This is a genomic window from Streptomyces sp. NBC_00310 (assembly GCF_036208085.1).
GTDB lineage: Bacteria > Actinomycetota > Actinomycetes > Streptomycetales > Streptomycetaceae > Streptomyces.
In genome coordinates, this window is sequence record NZ_CP130714.1 from 2,556,147 (window position 1) to 2,578,678 (window position 22,532).

Genomic DNA, 22,532 nt, shown 5'->3' on the forward strand with positions numbered 1-22,532 from the left:
GAGGGCCCCGTTCGACCGGAAGGCGTACGGGCAAGGAGGCGACAGACGATAAAAAACGCCGCGTCCATGCCAACTGTGCGGCGCCAACTATTCCTAGGCGCGCAGGGGGCACACAAGGTCGACTTCAGGCCGAGCACACGACGAGGGCGCACGCCCCCTATGTCATTACCGTCCGGTAACGCCCCACCGCTCGGCCACGGGAATTCACACTGCAAACACAGGAAGCAACGACCTCCTACGCAACGGGTGAGGTCTAGTCCTGTCTGAAAATCGCCCCACGGAGGTCCGGATTCAAACGGGTCTCGTGGGGCGGCAGTTGCTTCCGCATCGACTTCTGGGGCATGCCAGGCGGCCATGGCGGGCGGCCACGGCGGATCATCGTCGCAAAAAGGCAGGGGCGCAGCCCCGGCTTTTCAGGGGCGCGGGGAACTGCGCGAGAAGCCCCACCGGCCCGCAGACGACTCACCGACTACGGCGCGCCGTGCGGCGGCGGCACGGCATGGGGCGGCGGCGGCACAGCATGGGGCGGCGGCGCACTGTGCGGCGGCGGTTGGGATACCCCCGGAGCCGGCGGAGCCCCTTGCTGGGCCCGCTCCAGGAACCGCAGCAGCTCCACCGGGAACGGCAGGACGAGCGTGGAGTTCTTCTCGGCCGCCACCGCCACCACGGTCTGCAGCAGCCGCAGTTGGAGCGCGGCAGGCTGCTCGGACATCTGCTTGGCGGCTTCCGCGAGCTTCTTGGAGGCCTGCAGCTCGGCGTCGGCGTTGATGACCCGGGCCCGGCGCTCCCGGTCGGCCTCGGCCTGCCGGGCCATGGACCGCTTCATGGTCTCGGGCAGCGACACGTCCTTGATCTCGACCCGGTCGATGGTGACGCCCCACTCCACCGCCGGACTGTCGATCATCAGCTCCAGCCCCTGGTTGAGCTTCTCCCGGTCGGCGAGCAGATCGTCCAGCTCGCTCTTGCCGATGATGGACCTGAGCGAGGTCTGGGCCATCTGGGAGACGGCGAACCGGTAGTCCTCCACCCGCACGATCGCGTCCGCCGCCGAGGTCACCTTGAAGTAGACGACGGCGTCCACCCTCACCGTGACGTTGTCCCGCGTGATGCCCTCCTGCGCGGGCACCGGCATCGTCACGATCTGCATGTTGACCTTCTGGAGCCGGTCGACGAACGGCACGACCATCGTGAAGCCGGGCCCACGCACCGCCGGCCTCAGCCGGCCGAGCCGGAAGACCACCCCCCGCTCGTACTGCTTCACGACCCGTGCCGCCGACACCACGTACACCGCGCCGACGGACGCGAGGGCCACCCCCGCCGTCACCAGCTCCTCGACCATCACGGCCCCCAGGGTCCGAAGTGGGCGTATGAGAGGGAGTACTCCGTGGGCGTATGAGAGGGAGTACTCACGGGCGGCGCACGCGCCTCGGCGCGCACCCGCACGCATCTCGAAGGTAACCCCGCCGCCCGAACGAGGGCGAGCCCCCGCACATCATGCGTGCGGGGGCTCTCCTGCTGCTGGCCGCAGCTGGGTGGGGCCGGTGCCGGGGGAAGTGCGCCGGTTCCCGTTCGGCCTAGTAGACGCTGACGCCGTACGCGCTCAAGGCCTCGGTGACCGGCTGGAAGAAGGTCGTGCCACCGGAGGTGCAGTTGCCACTGCCGCCGGAGGTGAGACCGTACGCCACGCCGTTGCTGCCGTAGAGCGGGCCGCCGGAGTCGCCGGGCTCGGCGCAGACCGTGGTCTGGATCATGCCGTAGACGACGTCGCCGCCACCGTAGTTCACGGTCGCGTTGAGAGCGGTCACGCGTCCGGTACGGGTACCGGTGGTGGAGCCGGTGCGGATGACATTGGTGCCGACACTCGGGGTGGCCGCGCTGGTGATGTCCACGCTGCCCGCGGTGCCGTCCTTGGCGATGGTCGTGTTGCTGTAGCGCACGAGGCCGTAGTCGTTGGTCGGGAAGCTCGACCCGGCGGTCGGGCCGAGGACCGTGGTGCGGCCGGAGTTGGAGTACCAGGTGCCCGCGCCGTCGGTGCAGTGACCGGCCGTCACGAAGTAGTAGGTGCTCCCGCTGCGGACGTTGAAGCCGAGGGAGCAGCGCCAGCTACTCGCATAGATGGCGTCCCCGCCCTTGATCAACTTGTTGAACTTGCCCGGGGTCCGCTTGATCGTCAGGGCGCCGGCGTTCTCGCCCGCCGCCTCCTTGATCTGAGCGAGCTCGCCCTGGGAGACGGTGCTGTCGATCGTGACGACGACCTTGTCCGTCGCCGGGTCGATGGCCCAGGCGGTGCCCGGGATATCGGCCTTGAGTACCGATGAGCTGGCACTCTTGAGCTCGGATGCGCTGAACGTCTGGGTGCCTGCCGCGTTGGCGGTGGGGACCGTGACGGCGGCCGCGGCCGCGAGTCCGGCGGTCACGGCGATCAGCCGGGTCCGTCTCGCTATACCGCTGCGGGGGGTGGTGCGCTTGATCCTCACTAGTCGTTCCCTCCAAAGGGAAGTCGGGGGCCCGCGTGGGGTCGGGGCCCGTGAGGCGCAGATCAGGGGCATCGGTCCGGATTCCGGACACGCCGTGCCCCTGACAAGGCGCTGGGGGGAAGTATTCGGCCGTACCGCCGACCCACGCAAGGGTGCCTTTCGGCCTCTCGGAATCCAACCGGCGTTCCTTCCACGACAGTTGATTCCACCAGGCCATATGTGGGGGTTGTGTGTGAATCCTGATCGGCTCCCGGAGGAATCGGCTGACGGGTCGTCGGAGCAGGCCGCAGGGCCCGGAAGCTTCGATCACCACTATCGTCGGACGCGACCGCGGACACCGCCCGAGGCGGCCGGTCGGAGTATCCGGGTCCACCGCCCGGGGGTGTCCGGAAGTCATGTGTTGGGCCGTTCGGCCGGTCGGTCCCGCCGCACGGGCCCGAGCCCGACCCGGTTCGGTCCGCCGCACGGGCTCGGGCAGTCCGAGGTGCGAGCGCAGCGTCGTGCCCGGTACTCCGTACGGAAGACACCCCCTCTCCTGGGGCAGCGGCACGACCGGTCCACGAAGTCGTCGAGCCCGCCGGGCGTCGGATGCGGGACGAGGATGACCGCCACCGGCCGACGGCCGCCCCGACGGCCGGCCGTCGGGGCGGCACCGGCCCGCACGAACTCCTCCCCCACGGCGGCGAGCGCCTCCGGCCCTCCGGCTTCACTCCCTTTCGCTCCCTGGACGGAGGTGTGGTGGACACCGGGAAAGTACGCCGCTGATGCACCTGGACCCGCTTCGGTGCCCGTACGGTCACGACGCTCCCCCTGTCGCTCCCCCTGCCACGGCGTACCGGTGGGCCGGCCGGGCGAGGCCGAGGTGTTCCCGGAGCGTGCTGCCCGGGTAGAAGGTGCGGAACAGTCCGCGGTGCTGGAGCAAGGCCACCGTCCCGTTGACGAGTCGCTCCAGGTCACGGTGCGGTTCGATGGGGACGAGGTGGAAACCGTCCGCGGCCCCGGCCCGGTGCCAGGCGATGATCAGCTCGGCGAGGTCGACGGGCCCGCCCCGGTACAGCGGACCGTGCGCGGACTGGCGCGGACCTCCCCCACCGTGCCCCGGCTCGGCCGCGTACTCACCACCGCCGAGATCCACTCGGAGGCTCACCAGAACCCGCAGCTCATCGGGGTCCCGCCCGAACCCGGCTGCCGCGTCCCGCAGTTCCTTCCGTACGGTGTCGGCGTGGGCCGGGTCGGCGACCCGCAGGAGTGCGACATCCGCGTACCGGGCGGCGGTCCCGCGACTGTCCTCCTCGGTCGCGTCGACGACCCGCACCGGATGGCCCTGCGGCGGCCGGGGCACGATCGAGGGCCCCCTGACGGAGAGCCCGGTGCCCTCGACCCCCTCGAAGTCGACGTGACGCACCTTCTCCCGGTCGACGAAGCGCCCGGTCCCGACTTCCCGGATCCCGGCGTCGCCCTCCCGGCTGTCCCCCAACCGGGCGGCCAGATCGGCCACTTCGCCGGCCTCCCCCCACAGCACGTCGCCGGACCCGGCTCGCCGCCGCCCGAACGGCCGGGCCCCGTCCTCCGTGCCCGACACCTCGATCCACCACCCGGCCCGTCCCAGGCTGACCCGGTCGAGCGTCGCCACGGCCGCCCGCACGCGGAACGGCTCGGTGTGCGTCGTCGCCACGACCGGCACCAGCCCGATCCGCGCGGTCTCCGGCGCCACCCGCGCCGACACCGCCAACGCCTCCGGCCCCGGACCCGGCCGCCCGGACGCATCCCCCACCGTCACGAAATCCAGCGCGCCACGCTCCGCGAGCCGAGCGAGTTCGACAAACGCCCCCACGCCGCACACCGCCTGCTGATCAATGGCCGCGGCCAGGTGCAATCGCCCTCGCCCGTACGCCGATCCCATACCGACCAACCTCTCCACCACTCCGACCACACGCCCCGGGGACGCCCGCCCCGACACTTACGCAAACCCACTCAATTCCCCGACCCCGGCACTCCGTTCGCGGACGGGCCCAAGAGGCTCTTCGCTCCGTTCGCGGACGGGCCGAAGAGGGTCTTCGCTCCGTTCGCGGACGGGCCGGAGAGGGTCTTCGACGCGAAGACCAGCCCCCTCACCTCACTCACCTCACCGCCACCATCTGCTCGGCCTGGACGAGACCCTCTCTCCGCCCCCCGCCTCGCCCTTCTCCTCCGCCGCGACGGCGATCCGCCACGACTGCGATCCGCCACGGCGTCGCCGCCCGGCGGTCGCGAACGGCCGCAACCCCCTGTCGGCCCACCCCTCATCCCGCACCCCTCACGCGGCCGCGCGGCACCCCAGGTCGCACAGAAACGCGAGGTCGGCCCGAGCCGTCGCGTCGTTCTGCCGGAAGGCGGGGCCACCCGTTCGCGGCCGGGTGAAGGCGCCCGGCGTACGGCTGTTCGTGTAGGGCCCGAGGGCGAAGCGTCGAGGGTGGGGGCGCCCGGACCGGTCCAGCACACGCCCGTCCGCGGCGTCGACGGCGACCAGCCCCTCCGCCGTCTCGACGACGCCCCCGTCCCCGTACAGCTCGCGCAGCAACCCGTCGCGGACCCGCGCGACCGTCGGCTCCGGCAACCGCGCCTCGACCAGCGCCCTCACCTCGACCGACTCCCCGGGCACGGTCGCACTGGACGCCCGGAACACCCCGCCCTCGGCGGTCACGCCCATGTCCGCCCCGACGAAGTGCAGGACGCCGGCCCGTGACAGGGCGAGCATCTGCCGCAGCCGGGGCCCGGGCGGCCCGGAGGCTAGGTAGCTGAAGAACCCGTGCCACCAGGACCCGACGTCACCGAGCCGGATCAACTGCCCGTAGACGGACAACAGCCCGAAGAAGACCCCCAGGTCAGCACTGAACGACCGGTCGTGACGGCGCGACAGGTCGGCCGCGACATAGCCGCGCAGGCCGTCCTGGAACTCCTCGTACGACCCGTACCGCACCCCCTCCAGCGGACGGTCCAGCGCGGCCAGGTCCAGCCGGTCGGCCGCGTCCGGCACCGCCGACGCCACCAGCACCGCCCGCTCCCCCGCGTCCATCGCCGCGTACTTCTCCTCGAAGTCCGCCCAGGCCATGGCCGTCCGCTCGGGATGAGCCGTGAACAGCCGGTGGTAGTGCGCGAAGCCCAACTCCGCCTCCACCAAGGGCCACACATCACGCCGGAAGTCGAACCCGCCCGCTCTGTGCAGCAGTTCGTCGACCTCGGCCGGGCCGAAGAACCTCGGCAGCGGCGGCCGTTCCCCCTCCAGCTCGTACCCGATCTTCGAGTGGTACGGCACCCCGCGCCGCGACCCGACGTACAGCACGGGCTCCCGCCCGGACGGGTGATACGTCACCTCCCCGTCCGTGTCCGCCGCGTCCCCCTCGTACCGCCCGCCGCGCCCCTCCGTCAGCAGCACCATGAGGTCGACGAAGGCGAGCCCGAAGCCCCGCACGAGCACCGGCTCTCCGAGGGCCAGCGAAGACAGGTCACTGTCCGCGGTGAAGTCGGGCGGCAGATGGACGAGTCCGTGGGCGCGGGCGTACTCCGCCAATTCCCGCTGTTCGTCCTCGAGTTCGGCGTCCAGATGACCGAGCGCGAGGACGACGAGGTCCGCGAGCAGCGGACGCGGGCGCCCCTCCAGCCACACCTGCTGACGCCCTTCACGCGGACCACTGACCCGCAGCGCCCGCAGCGGGTGGTGGTGGACGGTGACCCCCTCGGGCAGGTCGGCCACGGCACTCTCGTGCACCCAGCGCAGATACTCGCCCTGGGTCCGCCGGTCCGAGAAGACCCGCCCGTCGAGGCCCGCCCACTCGTGCAGGGTGGGCCCCTCCCGCACGGGCCCCTCCATCCGCACCGTCTCGTCCGTGAACATGGTGATGTCCTCGGCCTGCGAGTTCATCCACAGCAACGACGACTGGTCCGACCGCCAGATACGCCCGGCACCCGGCGCATGAGGATCGACGAGATGGATGTCGAAGCCCACGCCCCCATACAACTCACCGGCGTTGGCGGCGAGCCGCTCGATCAGTCCGGTACCACGCGGCCCGGCCCCGACGATCACCAGGGACGGCCGCACGGAAAGCGGGGACAAGGGGGAAAGGGAGGGGTGAGGAGAAGAGGCAGACGGCATGCGAAGGGCTCCGTGATGTCCGAGTCGAACACGGGTGCCTTCACACGGAGCGCGTCCGTGGGAGTGGACGCGGGCGACCGAGCCCCTCAGCAACGGTCTGCGCCGAGAGTACGGCGGACTTTCCCCTCGCTGTCAAGGTGGTCCGAACTGTGAGCGCTACGTCTCAGGCCGGTTGACGCACAATCGGATGCCTGTTCCACTTAACCCCATGCATCCGCAGCAGTGGCTGGTCACGCGCTCCCACATCGACTTCGGTCGAGTGTGGTCCTCGTCCTGTTGAGCTGACCCGACCCCACTGCGCGCCCCGATTCCGAGGGGCGCCGTTCGCGTTCTCTCCCGGCCTTCACACGCGCACCCCTCCCCTCGCGTTCCCCGCTTGCCCGATCACGCCCGGCTGCCGTCTCAGCAGTCACACCCGCAGCACTCGCACGCCTCACAGCAGTCACAGTCCCGGCAGCAGCCCTCGCGCTTCTTCCGGGACCAGGGGCCCTCGTACTCCTTCGCACAGCACAACTGGCAGGTGCAGCACAGCAGCGAGAACATCCCGCATCCCGCCCAGAACCCCCGCCGCTGCGGTGGCTGCGGCGACGGCACCCCACCGAAGCCTCCGCCACCACCGCCATGACCACCACCCGAAGGAGCCCCACCGCCTCCGGCGTACGGATTCCCACCGCCCGCGTACGGATCCCCGGCCGCGCCCGCGTACGGATTCCCCGGCACCGGCGCCCCACCCTGCTGATGCGCCGAACACGCCGGCACCGCCCCGAACGCCCGGTCCACCGACCTGCGCAGTTCGTGCACGAGCAACAGATGGGCCAGCTTGCCGTCCACGAAGTCGGCCTCACGCAGGGCGAGCCGGATGCCGTGCAGGGCGTCGTCGGCGAGCCGCCGGGCCTCGGCGAGGGAGGTGCCCGTGGCGGTCAGCGGGTTCCACGCGCCGGCGGCGGCGTCGGCGGCCCGGTCCTCGACCGCGTCCAGCAGATGAGCGAGCCGCCCGAAGAGGCGCCCGGCCTCGGCGAGCGGTTCGGCGTTGCCGGGGCGGCCGGCCAGGATCGCGGTGTGCGCGAAGGCCGCCGCGGTCGCCGTCTCCGTCGGTTCGGTGACCGTCAGGAGCGGGGTGCCCGGCCCGGCGAGCGCCTCGATGCCGAGCTGCCGGTCCACGGCGTCGACCAGCACCGCCGTGTCGAACCCGATGTCCGATCCCGTACGCGCCCCCGCGCGCCCCCAACTCGTCGCGATCCGGCGCGCGGCGCGCGCCACCGGCTTGCGCGCGAGCATTCCATCCCCGTCGGCCACATGGTCACGCACCTTGGCCGAGGCGAGCACCAGCGAGACGGCGGCGGCGAGCCGCGCGCCCTCGCCCTGCGCGACGGAGGCGGTGCGCATCCCGCGCAGCGGACAGGGGCCGGCGGTGCGCCGCCAGTCGGTGGTGCGCTCGGCCTGAGCCTCTGTCAGAACCGAGACCAGCAGACCGTCGTAATTAGTGACAACCCGGGCGAATTGCCCGTGGTCTCCGCGCAGCGCGAGACAGAGCCCGCACAGATGCGCCATCCATTGCGTCCGCAGCCCTTCACCCAGCCGATGGCTACAGGGCCTCACTATTCCGAACACGACACTCCCCCGTGGCTCCCCGTGTCTCCGCGCGCTCGCCGGAGTCGCCGCATCGTAGCCGCCGGAACGTTCACCCGGACGTACCAGGACTCACCCAAACGCCGTGAACAATATTATTTCACTCCCTGTCAGCAGGTGTGTACAGCGGAGCCCTTGGGGCACATGGACTCTCGACGAATTCGTTCTGCACCAGTACCGTCACGAAACCCCCGTGCGGCGCCTATCCACTTGGCGAGACATCCGCATCATGGACGACGATAGGGATGCGGAAAGCACGAAAGACCGCTGCGAGAGGAGGCGTCCATGGGATCGGTGCGCAAGGCGAGTGCCTGGCTTGGCCTCGTCGACGACAACGATGACGAGCGTTACTACGACGACGACTACGCCGATGAGCGGGAGTCCGGCTCCGGCGAGGCCTGGGTCACCGACCCTCGCGTCAAGGTCGCGTCCGAGTCCGCGCAGGACCAGGGCCGCCGCATCGGCACGGTCACGCCGGACAGCTTCCGTGACGCCCGGCACATCGGCGAGCTGTTCCGGGACGGCGTCCCGGTGATCATGAACCTCACGAACATGGAGGCCGCCGACGCCAAGCGCGTCGTCGACTTCGCGGCCGGCCTGATCTTCGGTCTGCGCGGTTCGATCGAGCGGGTGTCCAACCGTGTGTTCCTGCTGACCCCCTCCGACACGGAGATCGTCAGCGGCGAGGTCGCGAGCCGCCCGGTCGACGGCTTCTTCAACCAGAGCTGAGGCAAGGTCGCTCGCCGGCCCCGCCCTCCGGCGCGCGGTCGGACGACCCGTACGACGCGCTTCATCGGAAGGCGTCGAGACCGGTGAGCGCCTTGCCCAGCACGAGTTGGTGCATTTCGACGGTGCCCTCGTAGGTGAGCACGGACTCCAGATTCGTCGCGTGCCGCATCACCGGGTACTCCAGGGAAATCCCGTTCGCGCCGAGAATCGTGCGGGCGGTACGGCAGATCTCGATCGCCTCTCGTACGTTGTTCAGCTTGCCGAAGCTGATCTGCTCGGGACGGAGCCGTCCCGCGTCCATCCGCCGCCCCAGATGGTGGGCGAGCAGAATCCCCTTGTGCAACTCGACCGCCATGTCGGCGAGTTTGGCCTGGGTGAGCTGGAATCCCCCGATCGGCTTCCCGAACTGCTCCCGCGTCCTGGCATATTCGACGGCCGACTCGAAACACGCCCGAGCGGCACCCATCGAGCCCCACACGATTCCGTAGCGGGCGTGCGAAAGACAACTCAGTGGGCCTTTCAGCCCCTTGACCTCCGGCAGTACGGCATCGGCGGGCAACCGTACGTCGTCCAGGACGAGTTCACTGGTGACGGAGGCGCGCAGAGACCATTTGTGCTTGATCTCCGGCGCGGAGAACCCGGCGGTGTCCGTGGGTACGACGAACCCCCGAACGCCGTCCTCGGTCTGCGCCCACACCACGGCGACCCCGGCGACGGACCCGTTGGTGATCCACATCTTCCGCCCGTCGAGAACCCAGTCGCCGCCGTCCCGCTTGGCGTACGTACGCATCGACGCCGGGTCGGAGCCGTGGTCGGGCTCGGTCAGCCCGAAGCACCCGATCACCTCACCGGAGGCCATCCGCGGCAGCCACGCCTGCTTCTGCTCCTCGCTCCCGAACCGGTGAATGGCGTACATCGCGAGCGATCCCTGCACGGACACGAGCGACCGGATCCCCGAGTCCGCCGCCTCCAGCTCCAGACAGGCGAGCCCGTACTGCACGGCGCTCGCCCCCGCGCACCCGTACCCCTGGAGCGACATCCCCAGCGCCCCGATCGCGCCCAACTCCCGCGCCAACTCCCGGATCCCGGGCAACTCCCCCTGCTCGTACCACTCGGCGACCTGCGGCAACACCCGATCCGCCGCCCACCTCCGCACGGTGTCCCGCACGGCGAGATCCTCGGGTTCGAGCAGATCGTCGAGGCCGAGAAAATCGGCGGGGTCGAAGCTCATGGGTGCACCTCCGGCTCACAAAACTAGCGACGCTAAGCACACTACCCAGCCGTCCCTGGCTGCGGGCAGTCGTGCGGCCAGGGGCGTTGGGGATCCCTCCCGTTCGAGCGGAGCCGAGAGCGGGGGAGGGGGAGGGCGGGCGCAGCGGCACCCGGCAAGCGCAGGTCAGCGAGACCCCGCCCCGAGCTCAGCCCCGAGCCTCAGCCCCGACGAAGGGCGCCCCGGCGACTCAGCGCACCGACTCCGCCCGTACAGGCGTCGCCGTCTTGGCCTCCCGAGGCCCCGGCACCTCCGCAGGGCCCCCGCACTCCATCCCCCGTGGCAACCGCAGGGCCATCACCGCGCCGAGCACCAACAGCGCCGCGCTCACCAGCAGCGTCACATGCAGCCCGTGGACGAAGGAGTCGCGGGCGGCATGCCGCAGGGCCTCGCCCGCGGGCCCGCCCAGCCGGTCGGCGACCTCGTAGGCCTCGCCCAGCGAGTGCCCGGCGGCGTGGGAGGCCGAGCCGGGAACCCCGGGCACGGACGACAGCCCGGGAGCGTACGCCGCGTTCATCACGCTGCCGAGGAGCGCGATACCGATGCCGGCGCCCAGCTGGTAGGAGGTCTCACCGATCGCGGCCGCCCCGCCCGCGGACGACGCGGGCGCCTCGCTCAGCATGGACTCGTAAGCACCGAAGAGGGTGGTCTCCAGACCGAAGCCCAGCAGGACGAACCCGGCGAGCAGCAACCCCGCGTTGTCATGGCGCCCCATGGCCGTCAGCAGGACCACCGCGACGGCGGTGAGGCAGAAGCCGAGGGAGACCATGCGGCGCGGCCCGAAGCGGTGCAGCAGATGGGAGCCGACGAGCCCGGCCGCCATCGCGGCGATGGTCAGCGGCAGCAGCCGTAGGCCCGTCTCCAGCGGGGACAGTCCGAGGACCAGTTGCAGATACTGCGCGGCGATCAGCTCCAGCCCCACCAGCGCGAGCATCGCCAGGACGATGCAGCCGACGGAGGTGCTGAACGCGGGGCGCGCGAACATCCGCAGGTCGACCAGCGGATGCGTCCGGCGCCGCTGCCGTCGTACGAACGCGATCAACAGTCCGCCGCCGCAGAGCAGCGCGAGCGCGGTGCCCGGGTCGAACGGCGGGTGCCCGCCGCCGAGCCGCTTCACGGCGAAGACGACACCGAAGAGGCCGACGGCGGCCATCAGGGCGCCGACCACGTCCCAGGGGCCGTCGCGGTCGCCCGTCGACTCGGGCAGCAGCAGCCGTCCGATCGGCAGGCTGACGAGCATCAGCGGGATGTTGACGAGGAAGACCGAGCCCCACCAGAAGTGCTCCAGCAGGAACCCGCCGAGCAGCGGTCCGACAGCCGCGCCCACGGCGGCGACCGCGCTCCAGATGCCGATGGCGAACGCCCGTTCGCGCCGGTCGGGGAAGACCTGGCGCAGGATCGACAGCGTCGCGGGCATGATCATCGCACCGCCGACGCCGAGCAGGGCGCGGGCCGCGATCAGGACCTGGGGGTTGTCGGCACAGGCCGCGAGGGCGGAGGCGACGCCGAAGAGGGCGTATCCGAGGAGGAGGATCCGTCTGCGGCCGACCCGGTCGCCGAGGGTGCCGAAGAGGATCAGCAGCGAGGCGCAGACCAGCGGGTAGACGTCGACGATCCAGAGCAGCTCCATGCCGCTCGGCTTGATGTCCTCGGTGACGGCGGGTACCGCCACATGCAGCACGGTGGCGTCGACGGCGACGAGCAGCAGGCTGACGCAGAGGACGACGAGGACGACCCAGCGGTTGGCACCGGCCCCGGCCTCCCGGCGGCGTCGCACAGCGGCCGTGGGCGTCCCGGACATGTACGTACCTCCCAGATGCTCTCGCGTTCGGCGGTACCAACGGGGTGGGGACTCCCCGACAGCCACGGCCCGGGAGGAGCGGCGTCCCGGACCCGCGCAACGAAAGGCGAGCGAGCCGACAGCGTACGCGAGTCCCGGCCGGTGAAAAGTGGCGGGTGTCTCATGGAACCCTCATGTGACGTGTGGCATACGCCACGCCCCGAGCCGCGCACCGGTCCTCCATGACTCCTTCATCACTCGTCCGTGGTTCGCCCGTCACCGTCCATCACGGACCACCACGTGACCGCGTCCCGGCCGGTTCCCGGCTCCGCCGATAATCGAGCGCGTGACCGATCTTGCTACGCGCCCGGCGCCGCCTCTCCTGAGACGGGCCGCCCCCGCGCTCCTCGGGTACATCGCCGTGCGCGCCCTGGGCCTCGTCGCCCTGGCCGTGTGGAGCGCGGCGCGCGACAAGAGCGCCCTGACGCTGCTGTCGGCCCGCTGGGACTCGCTCTGGTACACCCGCGTCGCCGAACTCGGTTACGGCTACGAGGTGCGCCTGCCGAACGGCGACGTCCACTCGAACCTGGCGTTCTTCCCGCTGCTGCCGTGGCTGGAGCGGGCGGTGTCGGCGGTGACCCCGCTGTCGTACGCCCATGCCGGTCTCGTCGTCGGCACGCTCGCCTCGCTCGCCGCGGCCTGGGGGATCTTCGCGGTCGCCGACCAGGTGTACGGGCGTCGGGTCGGGGTGTGCGCGGTGCTGCTGTGGGCCGTGCTGCCGGTCGGGGTCGTGCAGTCGATGGCGTACACGGAGTCGCTGTTCACCGCGCTGGCCGCCTGGTCGCTGTACGCGGTCCTCACCGGCCGCTGGGTGACGGCGGGCACCCTGGCCGCCCTCGCCGGGCTGACCCGTCCGGTGGGGCTCGCGGTGGTCGCGGCGGTCTGGGCGGCGGCGATCGCGTCGTACCTCCGGGAACGGCGACACGCGCCCGCTCCCCCGTTCGTACGGAACCGGAGTGCGGAGGTATCGAACAGCGCTCACCTCTGGCCGCGCGCCCTCGGCATGCTTCTCGCACCCCTGGGTGCCACCGGCTATGTCCTGTGGGTCGGCCGTCGCACCGGCAAGGGCCCGCTGGGCTATCTCGACGTCCAGGCGGGTTGGCGCAACGGCTTCGACGGCGGCTACGCCTTCGCGCGCTTCGTCGCCGACAAGTTCACGTCGTTCCCGTCGGCTCTCGCGGGTGTCGGACTGATCATCGGGGTGGCGTCGATCATTTGGCTGTACGCGGTGTGCGTACGACAGGGGCAGCCGCTTCCCCTGCTGGTCTACGCGGGGGTCGTCACCGCGCTGGCCCTGTGCGCGTCGAGCTACTTCGGCTCGAAGCCGCGCCTGCTGATGCCCGCCTTCCCCCTGCTGCTGCCTCTCGCCCGGACCCTCGCCGGAGCGCGTACGCCCAGGTCAGCGACGGTTCTCAGCGGTGTCGCGGTGGTGTCGGCGCTCTACGGGGCGTTCTGGCTGAATGGCTCCGGTCCGCCATGACCGCCCGCGACGGACAGCGAGCGGGCGGGTAATTCCACGCGAGCATTCGGTGAACGAATTCAAAAGGGCCGTAAACGACCGCCCCGTATGAGGCCATGGAATTGAAGGCCGAGTGGCGCAACGATTCGTCATTCAGCAGAAATAAACATCATTCTGAGAGCAATCCCACATCACGGCGTCATCACAAACCCGGTGATTCACGCCGCGTCGGAGCTCACTCGCTGTAACGTCGATTGAGTGCGTACCGAACTAAAGCCGACCCGTCTGGACCGGGTCTTCTCCAGGCTGGACCGTGAGCCGGAACGACCGGCCCACATCGATGTGCCGGTGATGACCTGGCACCGGGTGGTGCTCTTCGCCTCCACCCTGGCCTTCTACGTGGCCATCGTGTGGGCCGTCGTGATCACCTCGTGGCTGGTCCGGCTCGACTGGCAGATCATGTTCTTCCGGCCGTACCAGCAGTGGCAGCAGATCCACGCCTTCCTGGACTACTACGTCGTCCTGGGCCAGCGCGGCCCCACCGCCGTGATGGTCGCCGCCTGGCTGGGCTGGCGCTCGTGGAGACAGCACACCCTGCGCCCGATGCTCGCGCTCGGTGTCTCGCTGCTGCTGCTGAACATCACGGTCGGCGCCGCCAAGATCGGCATGGGCCGGCTCGGCCCGCACTACGCCACCGAGATCGGCTCCAACGAGATGTGGCTGGGCGGCGACATATTTCCTTCGGGACACACCGCCAACGCCGTGGTGACCTGGGGCATCCTGGCCTATCTGGCGTCGACGCCCAGGGCCAGGCGCTGGCTGTCCGCGCTGTCCGCCGTGATCTCGCTCGGTGTCGGTCTCACCACGGTCTACCTCGGTACGCACTGGTTGAGCGACGTCCTGCTGGGCTGGGCCGCCGGTCTGCTGATCATGCTGGGGCTGCCCTGGTTCGAGCCGCTGATCGCCCGCGCCGAGGCCTGGCTCTTCTCGCTGCGGGACACCTGGCGCGACCGTCGTACAGCGCCCGTGCCGGCGTCTGCGCCCGTATCCGCGCCGACGCCCACCACCGTGGGCACGGCCTCGCTGCGCAAGCCCGGCGAGGAGCCCGCGAGCGTCCGGGAGACCGGTATCGCGGCCCGCGCCGCCCACCCCCCGATCGTGCCGCTGCATCTGCCTCCCGGGCCGCATCTGACCAGGTCGGAGCGGAGCCCGGTGACCCCGCTCGGGACCCGTCGACCGCCCCACGCGGACCGGGTGGCACGCAACGCGCCCTCGGCCCGACCGGTCGCGGGCGGCTGACACGAGACAGCGGGGCCGGTACGCACAGCCCATGCCCCGCACGGCGAAGGCCCGGCTCCGAAGTGAGCCGGGCCTTCGCCCGTCCCGGGCCTGACGACGCTTCTGTTCAGCCCTTCCAGGCGCGCCTCACCCGGCCGTCCTCGACCTCGAGGTTCAGCCGGCCGAAGCGGTACTCCATGGTGATGATCGCGCCCGGTGGCAGCTTCCTGACAGTGGACCAGCCGTGTTCCAGGGCGCGGCGCTCGGCGCTCGGCGCCTCCAGTCCGACGTAGGTGTCGGGGTCGTCCCGGGGCTCTTCGGAGGGGGTGGGAATGGGTGCCATGACCGCCACGGTAGGCGGCCGGAGGTCCCGCTGTCCTCCCGCAGTCACGCTTCTGTCACAGAACCACGACACGCGTTTCGGCCCAACTCAGTCACACGTACGAGCGGTTCCTTACGCCTTCCGCGCGCTGCCGAACGTAATTCCCGACCACTTCGACACCATCGCGAATAGCCCGTCGGAAAGCATGTCCGGGGCCGTGTCCGTCCGGTGCATGTCCAGCCTTTTCCCACTGATTCCCGGACGGCTCCCGGAAGCCCCCACCTCATGGGAAATACACGGTTCCCGCACACTTCCCCCGTACGCCCCCTGTCGGGAGCGGCCGGGGCACGAGCATCATGACGTGCATCACGGGCCCAGGACGCGGCAGCGAAAGGGCGAGCGATGGGGACCGAGACCGTACAGGCGCCGGCACGACCCGTAGGGGCGAAGGCGCCGGGGCGGCTGGTGGTCGACTGGCTGACCACGACGGACCACAAGAAGATCGGCCATCTCTACCTGGTCACGTCGTTCCTGTTCTTCCTGGCCGCCGGTCTGATGGCGCTGGTGATGCGCGCCGAACTGGCCCGGCCGGGCACCCAGATCGTGGACAACGAGCAGTTCAACCAGTTGTTCACCCTGCACGGCACGATCATGCTGCTGCTCTTCGCGACGCCCACCTTCGCCGGGTTCGCCAACGAGATCATGCCGTTGCAGATCGGCGCGCCCGATGTTGCCTTCCCGCGTCTGAACATGCTGTCGTACTGGCTGTTCCTGTTCGGCGGGCTGATCGTGCTGGGCTCGCTACTGGTGCCGTCGGGGCCCGCCGCCTTCGGCTGGTTCGCCTACGCGCCGCTGAACAGCCTGGAACGGTCACCGGGCATCGGGGCCGACATGTGGATCATGGGGCTGGCACTGGCCGGCTTCGGGACGATCCTCGGCGCGGTGAACTTCCTGACCACGATCATCGCGATGCGCGGCCCCGGCATGACGATGTTCCGGATGCCGATCTTCACCTGGAACACGCTGTTCACGTCGATCCTGATCCTGATGGCGTTCCCGGTGCTGGCGGCCGCGCTGCTCTGTCTCGAGGCCGACCGGCGGTTCGGATCGCACATCTTCGACGCGGCCAACGGCGGCGCGCTGCTGTGGCAGCACCTGTTCTGGTTCTTCGGGCACCCCGAGGTCTACATCATCGCCCTCCCGTTCTTCGGGATCATCACGGAGATCATCCCGGTCTTCAGCCGCAAGCCGATCTTCGGCTATCTGACGCTGGTCGGGGCGACGATGGCGATCACCGGGCTGTCGGTGGTGGTGTGGGCGCACCACATGTTCGCCACGGGCGCGGTGCTGCTGCCGTTCTTCTCGTTCATGAGCTTCCTGATCGCCGTGCCGACGGGAGTGAAGTTCTTCAACTGGACGGGGACGATGCTCAAGGGCTCGCTGTCGTTCGAGACACCGATGCTGTGGGCGACCGGCTTCCTGGTGTCGTTCCTGTTCGGCGGTCTGACGGGGGTGATCCTGGCCTCGCCGCCGATGGACTTCCACGTCACGGACTCGTACTTCGTAGTCGCGCACTTCCACTACGTCGTCTTCGGCACGGTCGTCTTCGCGACCTTCGCGGGCTTCTTCTTCTGGTGGCCGAAGTTCACCGGGAAGATGCTCGACGAGCGGCTCGGCAAGATCCAGTTCTGGACGCTCTTCGTCGGCTTCCACACCACGTTCCTGGTGCAGCACTGGCTGGGCGCCGAGGGCATGCCGCGGCGGTACGCGGACTACCTGGCGGCCGACGGCTTCACGGCCCTCAACACGGTCTCGACGATCGGCTCCTTCCTGCTGGGCCTGTCCACGCTCCCGTTCCTCTACAACGTCTGGAAGACCTCCCGGTACGGCGTCAAGGTCGAGGTCGACGACCCGTGGGGCTACGGCCGGTCTCTGGAGTGGGCGACCTCGTGTCCGCCGCCGCGCCACAACTTCGTGACGCTGCCCCGGGTCCGCTCCGAGGCCCCGGCGTTCGACCTGCACCATCCGAAGTTCGCGGCGATCACGCCGCCCCAGACCCGGCAGGGCCAGGAGAGGACGCCGCATCCCCGGTTCGGTCAAGAGCGGCCGACAGGCGGTCCCGAAGAGTCCTGATCGCCCCGGTCAGCTCCGCCGGTTCGACGACCTCGAAGTCGACGCCGGTCATCATCACGTGAATGGCCATCACATCGAGGTTCGGAGCCCCGGTGCGCAACAGACAGCTGTGCTCGTCGTAGGCCTCCAGGGTGCCCGCCGAGGGCGAGATCCGCTCGGCGGCCTCGTGGAGGGGCACCAGCAGCCGTACGACGGCGTGCGAGGCGTACACGCGCGTGGATACGCCTTTGGAGACGTACGCGGCGAGATCCTCGGCCGGTGGCTCGCGGGGGGTGAAGCGCGGGCCGTGCGGCGGTCTGGGCGTGACCCGGTCCACGCGGAAGGTGCGCCAGTCGGCGCGGTCGACGTCCCAGCCGACCAGGTACCAGCGGCGCTCGGTGCACACCAGGCGGTGCGGCTCGACGGTACGGCGGGTGGCGGCGCCGCCGTGGTCGCGGTACTCGAAGCGCAGCCGCTCGGCGTCCCGGCAGGCGTTGGCGAGTTCCGTGAGGACGCCCGGGTCGACCGCGGAGAGCTGCGGCCCGCGCAGCAGAGGCACGGTGAAGGCGTTCAGGGCGCCCACCCGGCGGCGCAGCCGGCTCGGCAGCACCTGTTCGAGCTTGGCGAGGGCGCGTACGGAGGACTCGCCGATGCCGTCGATGCCCTGCCCGGCAGCCGAGCGCAGCCCGACGGCGACCGCGACCGCCTCCTCGTCGTCGAGGAGCAGCGGCGGCAGTTCGGCCCCGGCGCCCAGCTGGTAGCCGCCGCCCGTGCCGGGGCTGGCGTTGACCGGGTAGCCCAGCTCGCGCAGCCGGTCGACGTCCCGGCGGACCGTGCGCGCGGTGACGCCGAGCCGGCCGGCCAGTTCCGAGCCGGACCATTCGCGGTGGGACTGCAGGAGCGAGAGCAGTCGCAGCAGCCGTGCCGATGTCTCCAACATGGGGCGAGTCTGCCAGCGGTCGAGGACAGGGTGTGTCCTCGACCGCCGAAGTCCGCTCAGCTCAGCTCAGCTCAGCTCAGCTCGGCTCGGCTCGGCTCGGCTCGGCTCAGCTCGGCTCAGCTCCGCTCAGTTCACGGCGACGACCGTGACGGACAGGTCGTTGTCGGCCGTGTAGGCCGGCTCGGCCTCCACGGGGCCGTGCTCGGTCTCGACGCGCGTCCTGGGGTAGACGAAGACCGGGGTCTTCTCGACGATGTCGTCGAGCAGCCGCGCGACGCGCACCCGTGGGCCCAACTCGCCCCGGGGGCGCAGCCACAGGTCCCAGGTGCCGGGCCGCAGTTCGCCGTAGGGCACGGTGAAGCGGAGGCCGCCCCGGTCGTCCGGGGTGAGGCCGGCCCGGACGGCGGGCGTCGCCTCCTCGCGGTCGGTGACCTCGGCGTACGCCTCGGGCGTGGGCTCGGCGCCGTACGGCCTGACGGTCACCTCCAGTGCGCCGTCGCCGATGTGGAGCTCGCCCGCCTCGGCGTGTGGGGAGCGCTCCCAGCTGCGGATGCTGAGGTTGCCGTGCTTGGTGCCGTACGGGATGCGGACGGCGACCCGCTCGGCGGTGGCGGTGGGGGCGCGGTCGACGAGGGAGCGCAGGTCGTTGAGGCCGGGGGTCAGTCGGCGGGGCTCGCCGCCTACGACCTGGAGGTAGGCGTCCCAGCGGCCCTCGGGGACCTCCACGCTGCTCGGGAGCGCGGCCCTCAGACGGCCGCCGCCGGCCGGGGTGAGCGGCAGGCGCACCTCCTGGTCGCTGTCGCGGAGGAAGAGGACCAGATGGGCGGGGTCGGACACGCCCTGGTCGGCGATGTCGAAGGTCAGGCCGCCGGCGAAGTCGGCGACGCAGTCGGTGCGCGGGGGCGTGGCCCTGTCCTCCTGGTCGTCGCGGTGCGTGGGCTGCTGCGGAGCCAGCGTCATCATGCGGTGCGCCCCTTCTTGAAGGCGGAACGTCCGGCATCCCGAACGGCGTACGCACCGCCGAGCAGGGCGCCCCGGGTGCGGTGCAGGGAGCCGCGCATCCGGCCCACCGACGAGGTGCCGCCACGGGCGATGAGGTCGCCGAAGAGCGTCTCGTAGCGCTCGGCGATGCGGGACGGGTCGAAGCGCTCGGAGTCCTCGAGCGCGGCGTGCGCCATCCGCTGCCGCTTGTCGTCGTCGTTGATGAGTTCCAGCAGGCCGTCGGCGATGTCCTTGACATTGCCGACCTTGACCAGGCGGCCGTCGACGCCGTCGTCGATGATCTCGCCGGGGCCGTGCGGGCAGTTCGTGGAGACCACCGGCAGACCGCAGCGCATGGCCTCGACGATCGTCATGCCGAACGACTCCAGGCTGGAGGTGACGGCGGCGATGGAGCCCTTGGCCCACTCGGGCTCGATGGGGTTGGCGGGGCCCATCAGGTACACGTGGTTGTAGAGGCCCAACTTGTCGACGAGGGCGCGGAGTTTGTCCTTCTGCTTGCCGCCGCCGTAGATGCGCAGGCGCCAGTCGGGCCGCTCTTCGCGCACTTTGTCGAAGGCCTTGATGAGCAGGTCGTAGCGCTTCACGGGCGCGAGCCGCCCGGCGGCGACGACCCACTTGCCGGTGCCGTCGGCCGGGTCGATGCCCGGCGCGGGCACCGGGTTGGGCACGGCCTCCAGGCGGACGCCGGGCAGCCGCATCTTCGAGCCGTACGCGCGCGCGTCGGCCTCGGTGGTCGTGGTGAGCGCGTCGAGCCTCGGGTAGACGCCGCGCAGGGTGGCGCGCAGGGCCGGGGAGTGGCTGTCGAGCGTGAGGTGCTCCTGGCCGACGCGGACCGGGCCGCGGCGGGTCTGCCGGGCCATGTGCACGTTCAGCCCGGGACGGGTGCCGATCAGGACGTCGGCGTCGACCGAGGCGAGGTGTTCGGCGATACGCCGGTCGGTCATGGCGCTGTACTGCGCGTACCGGCCCTCGGCGCGCGGGAAGACCTTGGCGGGGCGCTCCAGGTCGGCATGGCCCTTGTCGGCGCCGCCTTCCCGGATGTCGACGAGGCCCCGCAGCCGGACCCTCGGGTCGACGTCGAAGACCGGCTCGTCACGGTGGCGGAAGACGGAGACGATCTCCACGTCGTGCTGTTCGGCCAGGGTGTTCGCAAGGTTGTACGTCGTCCGGATCGTTCCCCCGATCCCGTATGCGTTGTGTATCAGGAAAGAAATATGCATGCGTCCCCCGAGCCCCCTGTTTTACCTGGTCATCCGTCAATGGCGGTGCTGGTCCACCGCCATACCGTCAGACCCGGAATCCCTGGGAATGGTTGGACATCATCATCAACTTGTTTTGGAACGGTTGCGCGATCGATAGGCGGATGAGGGAACCTGTTCGCCCCGAAACGCATCAGGGCCTGTAGGGCAGTTGGGGAACGTCGAAGCAGGTGTCGTTCATGTCTCCCTGGCTCACCCACCCCTTCCCGTCCCGCCAGCGGGCCACCGACACACAGGTCCGGCGCGTCCTCGGGGGCTCGGTCAGCCGCTCGAAGCGGACGGGGACGAGCAGTCCGTCGGCGTCGTAGGGCTCGTCGCGGTTCATGAACCGGTCGACACACGCGCGTGTGACGCCTTCCCCGCTCCCCGCACACGATCTCGCCGCGTCCGTGAACCACATCGCGGCCGCCCAGCCCTCCAACTGCCACTGGGAGTGCGTCTTCAGACCCTTCGTCGCGTCCCGGAACTCCCGTACGGCCTCGTCGCCGTCGTCCTCGTGGTTGCGGCTGGAGCCGGTGGCCCACAGGGCGTTGCGGCAGCGCGGGGCGTCCTCGTAGTCCTCGGCCACGGTGGAGGTCCAGTTCTGCACATGGGTGACCTTGGCGGTGAGTTCGACGCCCGCCTCGTCCATCGCCTCGCAGAGCCGGGCGTTGCCGTGCCCGTCGATGGCGTCGAAGACCAGGTCGGCGCCCTGTTCCTTGATGTCGGCGGCGGCCGCGCGGAAGTTGGGCAGCGCGAAGTCGACCTGCTCGGTGACGACCTCGTACCCCTCGGCCCTCAGCCCCTGGACGACCAGCCGCGCGTACGCGGCCGACGCGGACTGGTTGTACGAGACCACGGCGGCGGTCCGGGCGCCGTGGTCGCGCTTGAAGTAGCGGTAGACCTCCGTGCCGCCGTACTGCTTCCCGTCCCAGCCGGTCGTGCCGTTCCGGGGCGCGAGGCTGCCGTAGACGCTGTACAGGTGCGGGTACGTGTCGTAGGCCGGGCCGATGGGCTGGCCCCCGATGTCGGGCACGCGCGCGCGTGCGACCCGGGAGGCGCCCGCGTAGTCGAGGGCGCTGGTGGCGACGAGGGCCACCACGTCGTCCTCCTCCACGAGCCGGTGAACGCACTCGTTGTTGCCGACACCGCTGCCCCCGTCGTCGCACTCCCGCACCTCGACGCGGCGGCCGTCGATGCCGCCGCGCGCGTTGAGCGCGGCGAAGTAGGCCTTGGCCCCGTCGCGCGGCCCGGTGAACGCGGCACCGCCGACCGGGCTGGTGACGCTGGTGATGATCCCGACGCGCAGGGGCTCGGCGCTCGCCGGTGCCGTGCTGGTGTCCCGGCGCTCGAAGTCGCTCTCCGGAAGCCGGCTGCCGCAGGCCGTGGCCAGGAGGAGCAGCAGGGCTGCGGCGGCCGTCTCAGCAGCCCGGGCCCGGTGTCGCATTGCCGCTCAGCGCGACCAGTCCGCAGAGTGTCTTGACGGAGACCTTCCAGGTGCCGTCCTGCTCGACGGCCGTGCCCGCCGCGTCCGGCAGAGCGGTGGCGCCCTCCAGGAGCAGGGTGTAGGTCACGTCGGCGTCGGTCGCCGAGGTGAACACGACCTTCTGGACCTCGGCCTCCACCTGCCCGCCGCGCTCGTCCCCGCTGAACGCCGCGAGGACCGGGCCCATCTCGTCGCCGTTCTCCAGCACGGCCTGTTTCTCCTTGGTGGAGGTGGCCGGGTCGAAGAACGTCTTCCAGTTCTCCTTGATCTGCTTCTCGGCCGCCGCCGTGTCCGCGGGCCCGCTCGCGCTCGTGGCCGATTCGGCGGGCTCGCTGGTCGTCCGTTCCACGGACGGTGTGGGCGGCGCCGTGTCGCCGCCGCCACCGCTGTCGTCACTGCATGCCGCGAGGGCCGGGGCGAGGAGGAGGACCAGGGTGGCCGCCAGGGCCGCACCCCGTCCCGCCGCCCGTGGGCCGCGGCCCCGCCGTCCGTTCGCCCGCCTGAGGTCGCTCCCGAGAACCATCTGGCTCACCACCGGGTGTCGGTCCGGGCGGCACGCGCCCGGTGCTTTCAGGGTCAGCTTGCAGGAGGCATAGTGCAAGCCATCGGCTGGGATGG

The 22,532-nt window shown here is 70.7% G+C and carries 17 protein-coding genes; 4 read left to right on the forward strand and 13 right to left on the reverse strand.

The window, feature by feature from the left end:
* Positions 1 to 469: 469 nt before the first annotated feature.
* The 5 genes from OG202_RS11280 to OG202_RS11300 all read right to left on the reverse strand — a co-directional run bounded on the left by OG202_RS11280 (position 470) and on the right by OG202_RS11300 (position 8,220).
* A complete protein-coding gene (locus tag OG202_RS11280) occupies positions 470 to 1,339 on the reverse strand; it encodes a slipin family protein (protein WP_326585889.1) in 870 nt (289 codons plus the stop codon).
* A gap of 235 nt (positions 1,340 to 1,574) precedes the next feature.
* The gene (locus OG202_RS11285; protein ID WP_326583849.1) at positions 1,575 to 2,477 is read right to left on the reverse strand and encodes a S1 family peptidase; all 903 of its coding nucleotides are present in this window, start codon (positions 2,475 to 2,477) and stop codon (positions 1,575 to 1,577) included.
* 796 nt (positions 2,478 to 3,273) lie between these two features.
* Entirely contained in the window at positions 3,274 to 4,380 is a 1,107-nt protein-coding gene (locus tag OG202_RS11290) for an LLM class flavin-dependent oxidoreductase (protein ID WP_328222665.1), read from the reverse strand.
* 393 nt (positions 4,381 to 4,773) lie between these two features.
* Positions 4,774 to 6,540: an FAD/NAD(P)-binding protein gene (locus OG202_RS11295; protein WP_443052341.1), complete on the reverse strand. Its 1,767-nt coding sequence runs from the start codon at positions 6,538 to 6,540 to the stop codon at positions 4,774 to 4,776.
* A gap of 471 nt (positions 6,541 to 7,011) precedes the next feature.
* A complete protein-coding gene (locus OG202_RS11300) occupies positions 7,012 to 8,220 on the reverse strand; it encodes a DUF5685 family protein (protein WP_327730412.1) in 1,209 nt (402 codons plus the stop codon).
* Between the two features lie 303 nt (positions 8,221 to 8,523).
* Here OG202_RS11300 and OG202_RS11305 point away from each other — a divergent pair, with 303 nt between their 5' ends.
* Entirely contained in the window at positions 8,524 to 8,967 is a 444-nt protein-coding gene (locus OG202_RS11305; RefSeq protein ID WP_326583845.1) for a cell division protein SepF, read from the forward strand.
* Positions 8,968 to 9,028: 61 nt separating this feature from the next.
* Here OG202_RS11305 and OG202_RS11310 read toward each other — a convergent pair whose 3' ends face one another.
* On the reverse strand, positions 9,029 to 10,198 hold the full coding sequence (locus OG202_RS11310; RefSeq protein ID WP_328222667.1) for an acyl-CoA dehydrogenase family protein: 1,170 nt from the start codon (positions 10,196 to 10,198) through the stop codon (positions 9,029 to 9,031).
* Positions 10,199 to 10,427: 229 nt separating this feature from the next.
* Positions 10,428 to 12,038, reverse strand: coding sequence for an MFS transporter (locus OG202_RS11315; RefSeq protein WP_326583843.1), 1,611 nt, complete (start codon positions 12,036 to 12,038; stop codon positions 10,428 to 10,430).
* A 325-nt stretch (positions 12,039 to 12,363) separates the two neighbouring features.
* Here OG202_RS11315 and OG202_RS11320 point away from each other — a divergent pair, with 325 nt between their 5' ends.
* Positions 12,364 to 13,557: a glycosyltransferase family 39 protein gene (locus tag OG202_RS11320; RefSeq protein WP_327730410.1), complete on the forward strand. Its 1,194-nt coding sequence runs from the start codon at positions 12,364 to 12,366 to the stop codon at positions 13,555 to 13,557.
* 237 nt (positions 13,558 to 13,794) lie between these two features.
* Positions 13,795 to 14,835 carry a phosphatase PAP2 family protein gene (locus OG202_RS11325; RefSeq protein ID WP_326583841.1) on the forward strand — a complete coding sequence of 347 codons (1,041 nt, stop codon included), beginning with the start codon at positions 13,795 to 13,797 and terminating at the stop codon, positions 14,833 to 14,835.
* Positions 14,836 to 14,941: 106 nt separating this feature from the next.
* On the opposite strand, the gene OG202_RS11330 is transcribed toward OG202_RS11325, so the two are convergent.
* The gene (locus tag OG202_RS11330) at positions 14,942 to 15,157 is read right to left on the reverse strand and encodes an I78 family peptidase inhibitor (protein ID WP_326583840.1); all 216 of its coding nucleotides are present in this window, start codon (positions 15,155 to 15,157) and stop codon (positions 14,942 to 14,944) included.
* Positions 15,158 to 15,538: 381 nt separating this feature from the next.
* Between OG202_RS11330 and ctaD the strand changes: the two genes are divergently transcribed.
* Positions 15,539 to 17,269: an aa3-type cytochrome oxidase subunit I gene (gene ctaD, locus OG202_RS11335; RefSeq protein WP_327730409.1), complete on the forward strand. Its 1,731-nt coding sequence runs from the start codon at positions 15,539 to 15,541 to the stop codon at positions 17,267 to 17,269.
* Here the strand turns inward: ctaD and OG202_RS11340 are convergent.
* The 5 genes from OG202_RS11340 to OG202_RS11360 form a co-directional block, all read right to left on the reverse strand.
* The gene (locus tag OG202_RS11340; RefSeq protein ID WP_326583838.1) at positions 17,178 to 18,188 is read right to left on the reverse strand and encodes a helix-turn-helix transcriptional regulator; all 1,011 of its coding nucleotides are present in this window, start codon (positions 18,186 to 18,188) and stop codon (positions 17,178 to 17,180) included. The two genes, ctaD and OG202_RS11340, sit on opposite strands and share 92 nt — an antisense overlap.
* 126 nt (positions 18,189 to 18,314) lie before the next feature.
* Positions 18,315 to 19,148: a hypothetical protein gene (locus OG202_RS11345; protein WP_327732294.1), complete on the reverse strand. Its 834-nt coding sequence runs from the start codon at positions 19,146 to 19,148 to the stop codon at positions 18,315 to 18,317.
* The gene (locus tag OG202_RS11350) at positions 19,148 to 20,410 is read right to left on the reverse strand and encodes a glycosyltransferase family 4 protein (protein ID WP_327730408.1); all 1,263 of its coding nucleotides are present in this window, start codon (positions 20,408 to 20,410) and stop codon (positions 19,148 to 19,150) included. Before OG202_RS11350 ends, OG202_RS11345 begins: the two co-directional genes overlap by 1 nt.
* A gap of 172 nt (positions 20,411 to 20,582) precedes the next feature.
* Positions 20,583 to 21,875 carry an ABC transporter substrate-binding protein gene (locus OG202_RS11355; protein WP_327730407.1) on the reverse strand — a complete coding sequence of 431 codons (1,293 nt, stop codon included), beginning with the start codon at positions 21,873 to 21,875 and terminating at the stop codon, positions 20,583 to 20,585.
* Positions 21,850 to 22,437, reverse strand: coding sequence for a hypothetical protein (locus tag OG202_RS11360; protein WP_328222668.1), 588 nt, complete (start codon positions 22,435 to 22,437; stop codon positions 21,850 to 21,852). Before OG202_RS11360 ends, OG202_RS11355 begins: the two co-directional genes overlap by 26 nt.
* Positions 22,438 to 22,532: the final 95 nt, after the last annotated feature.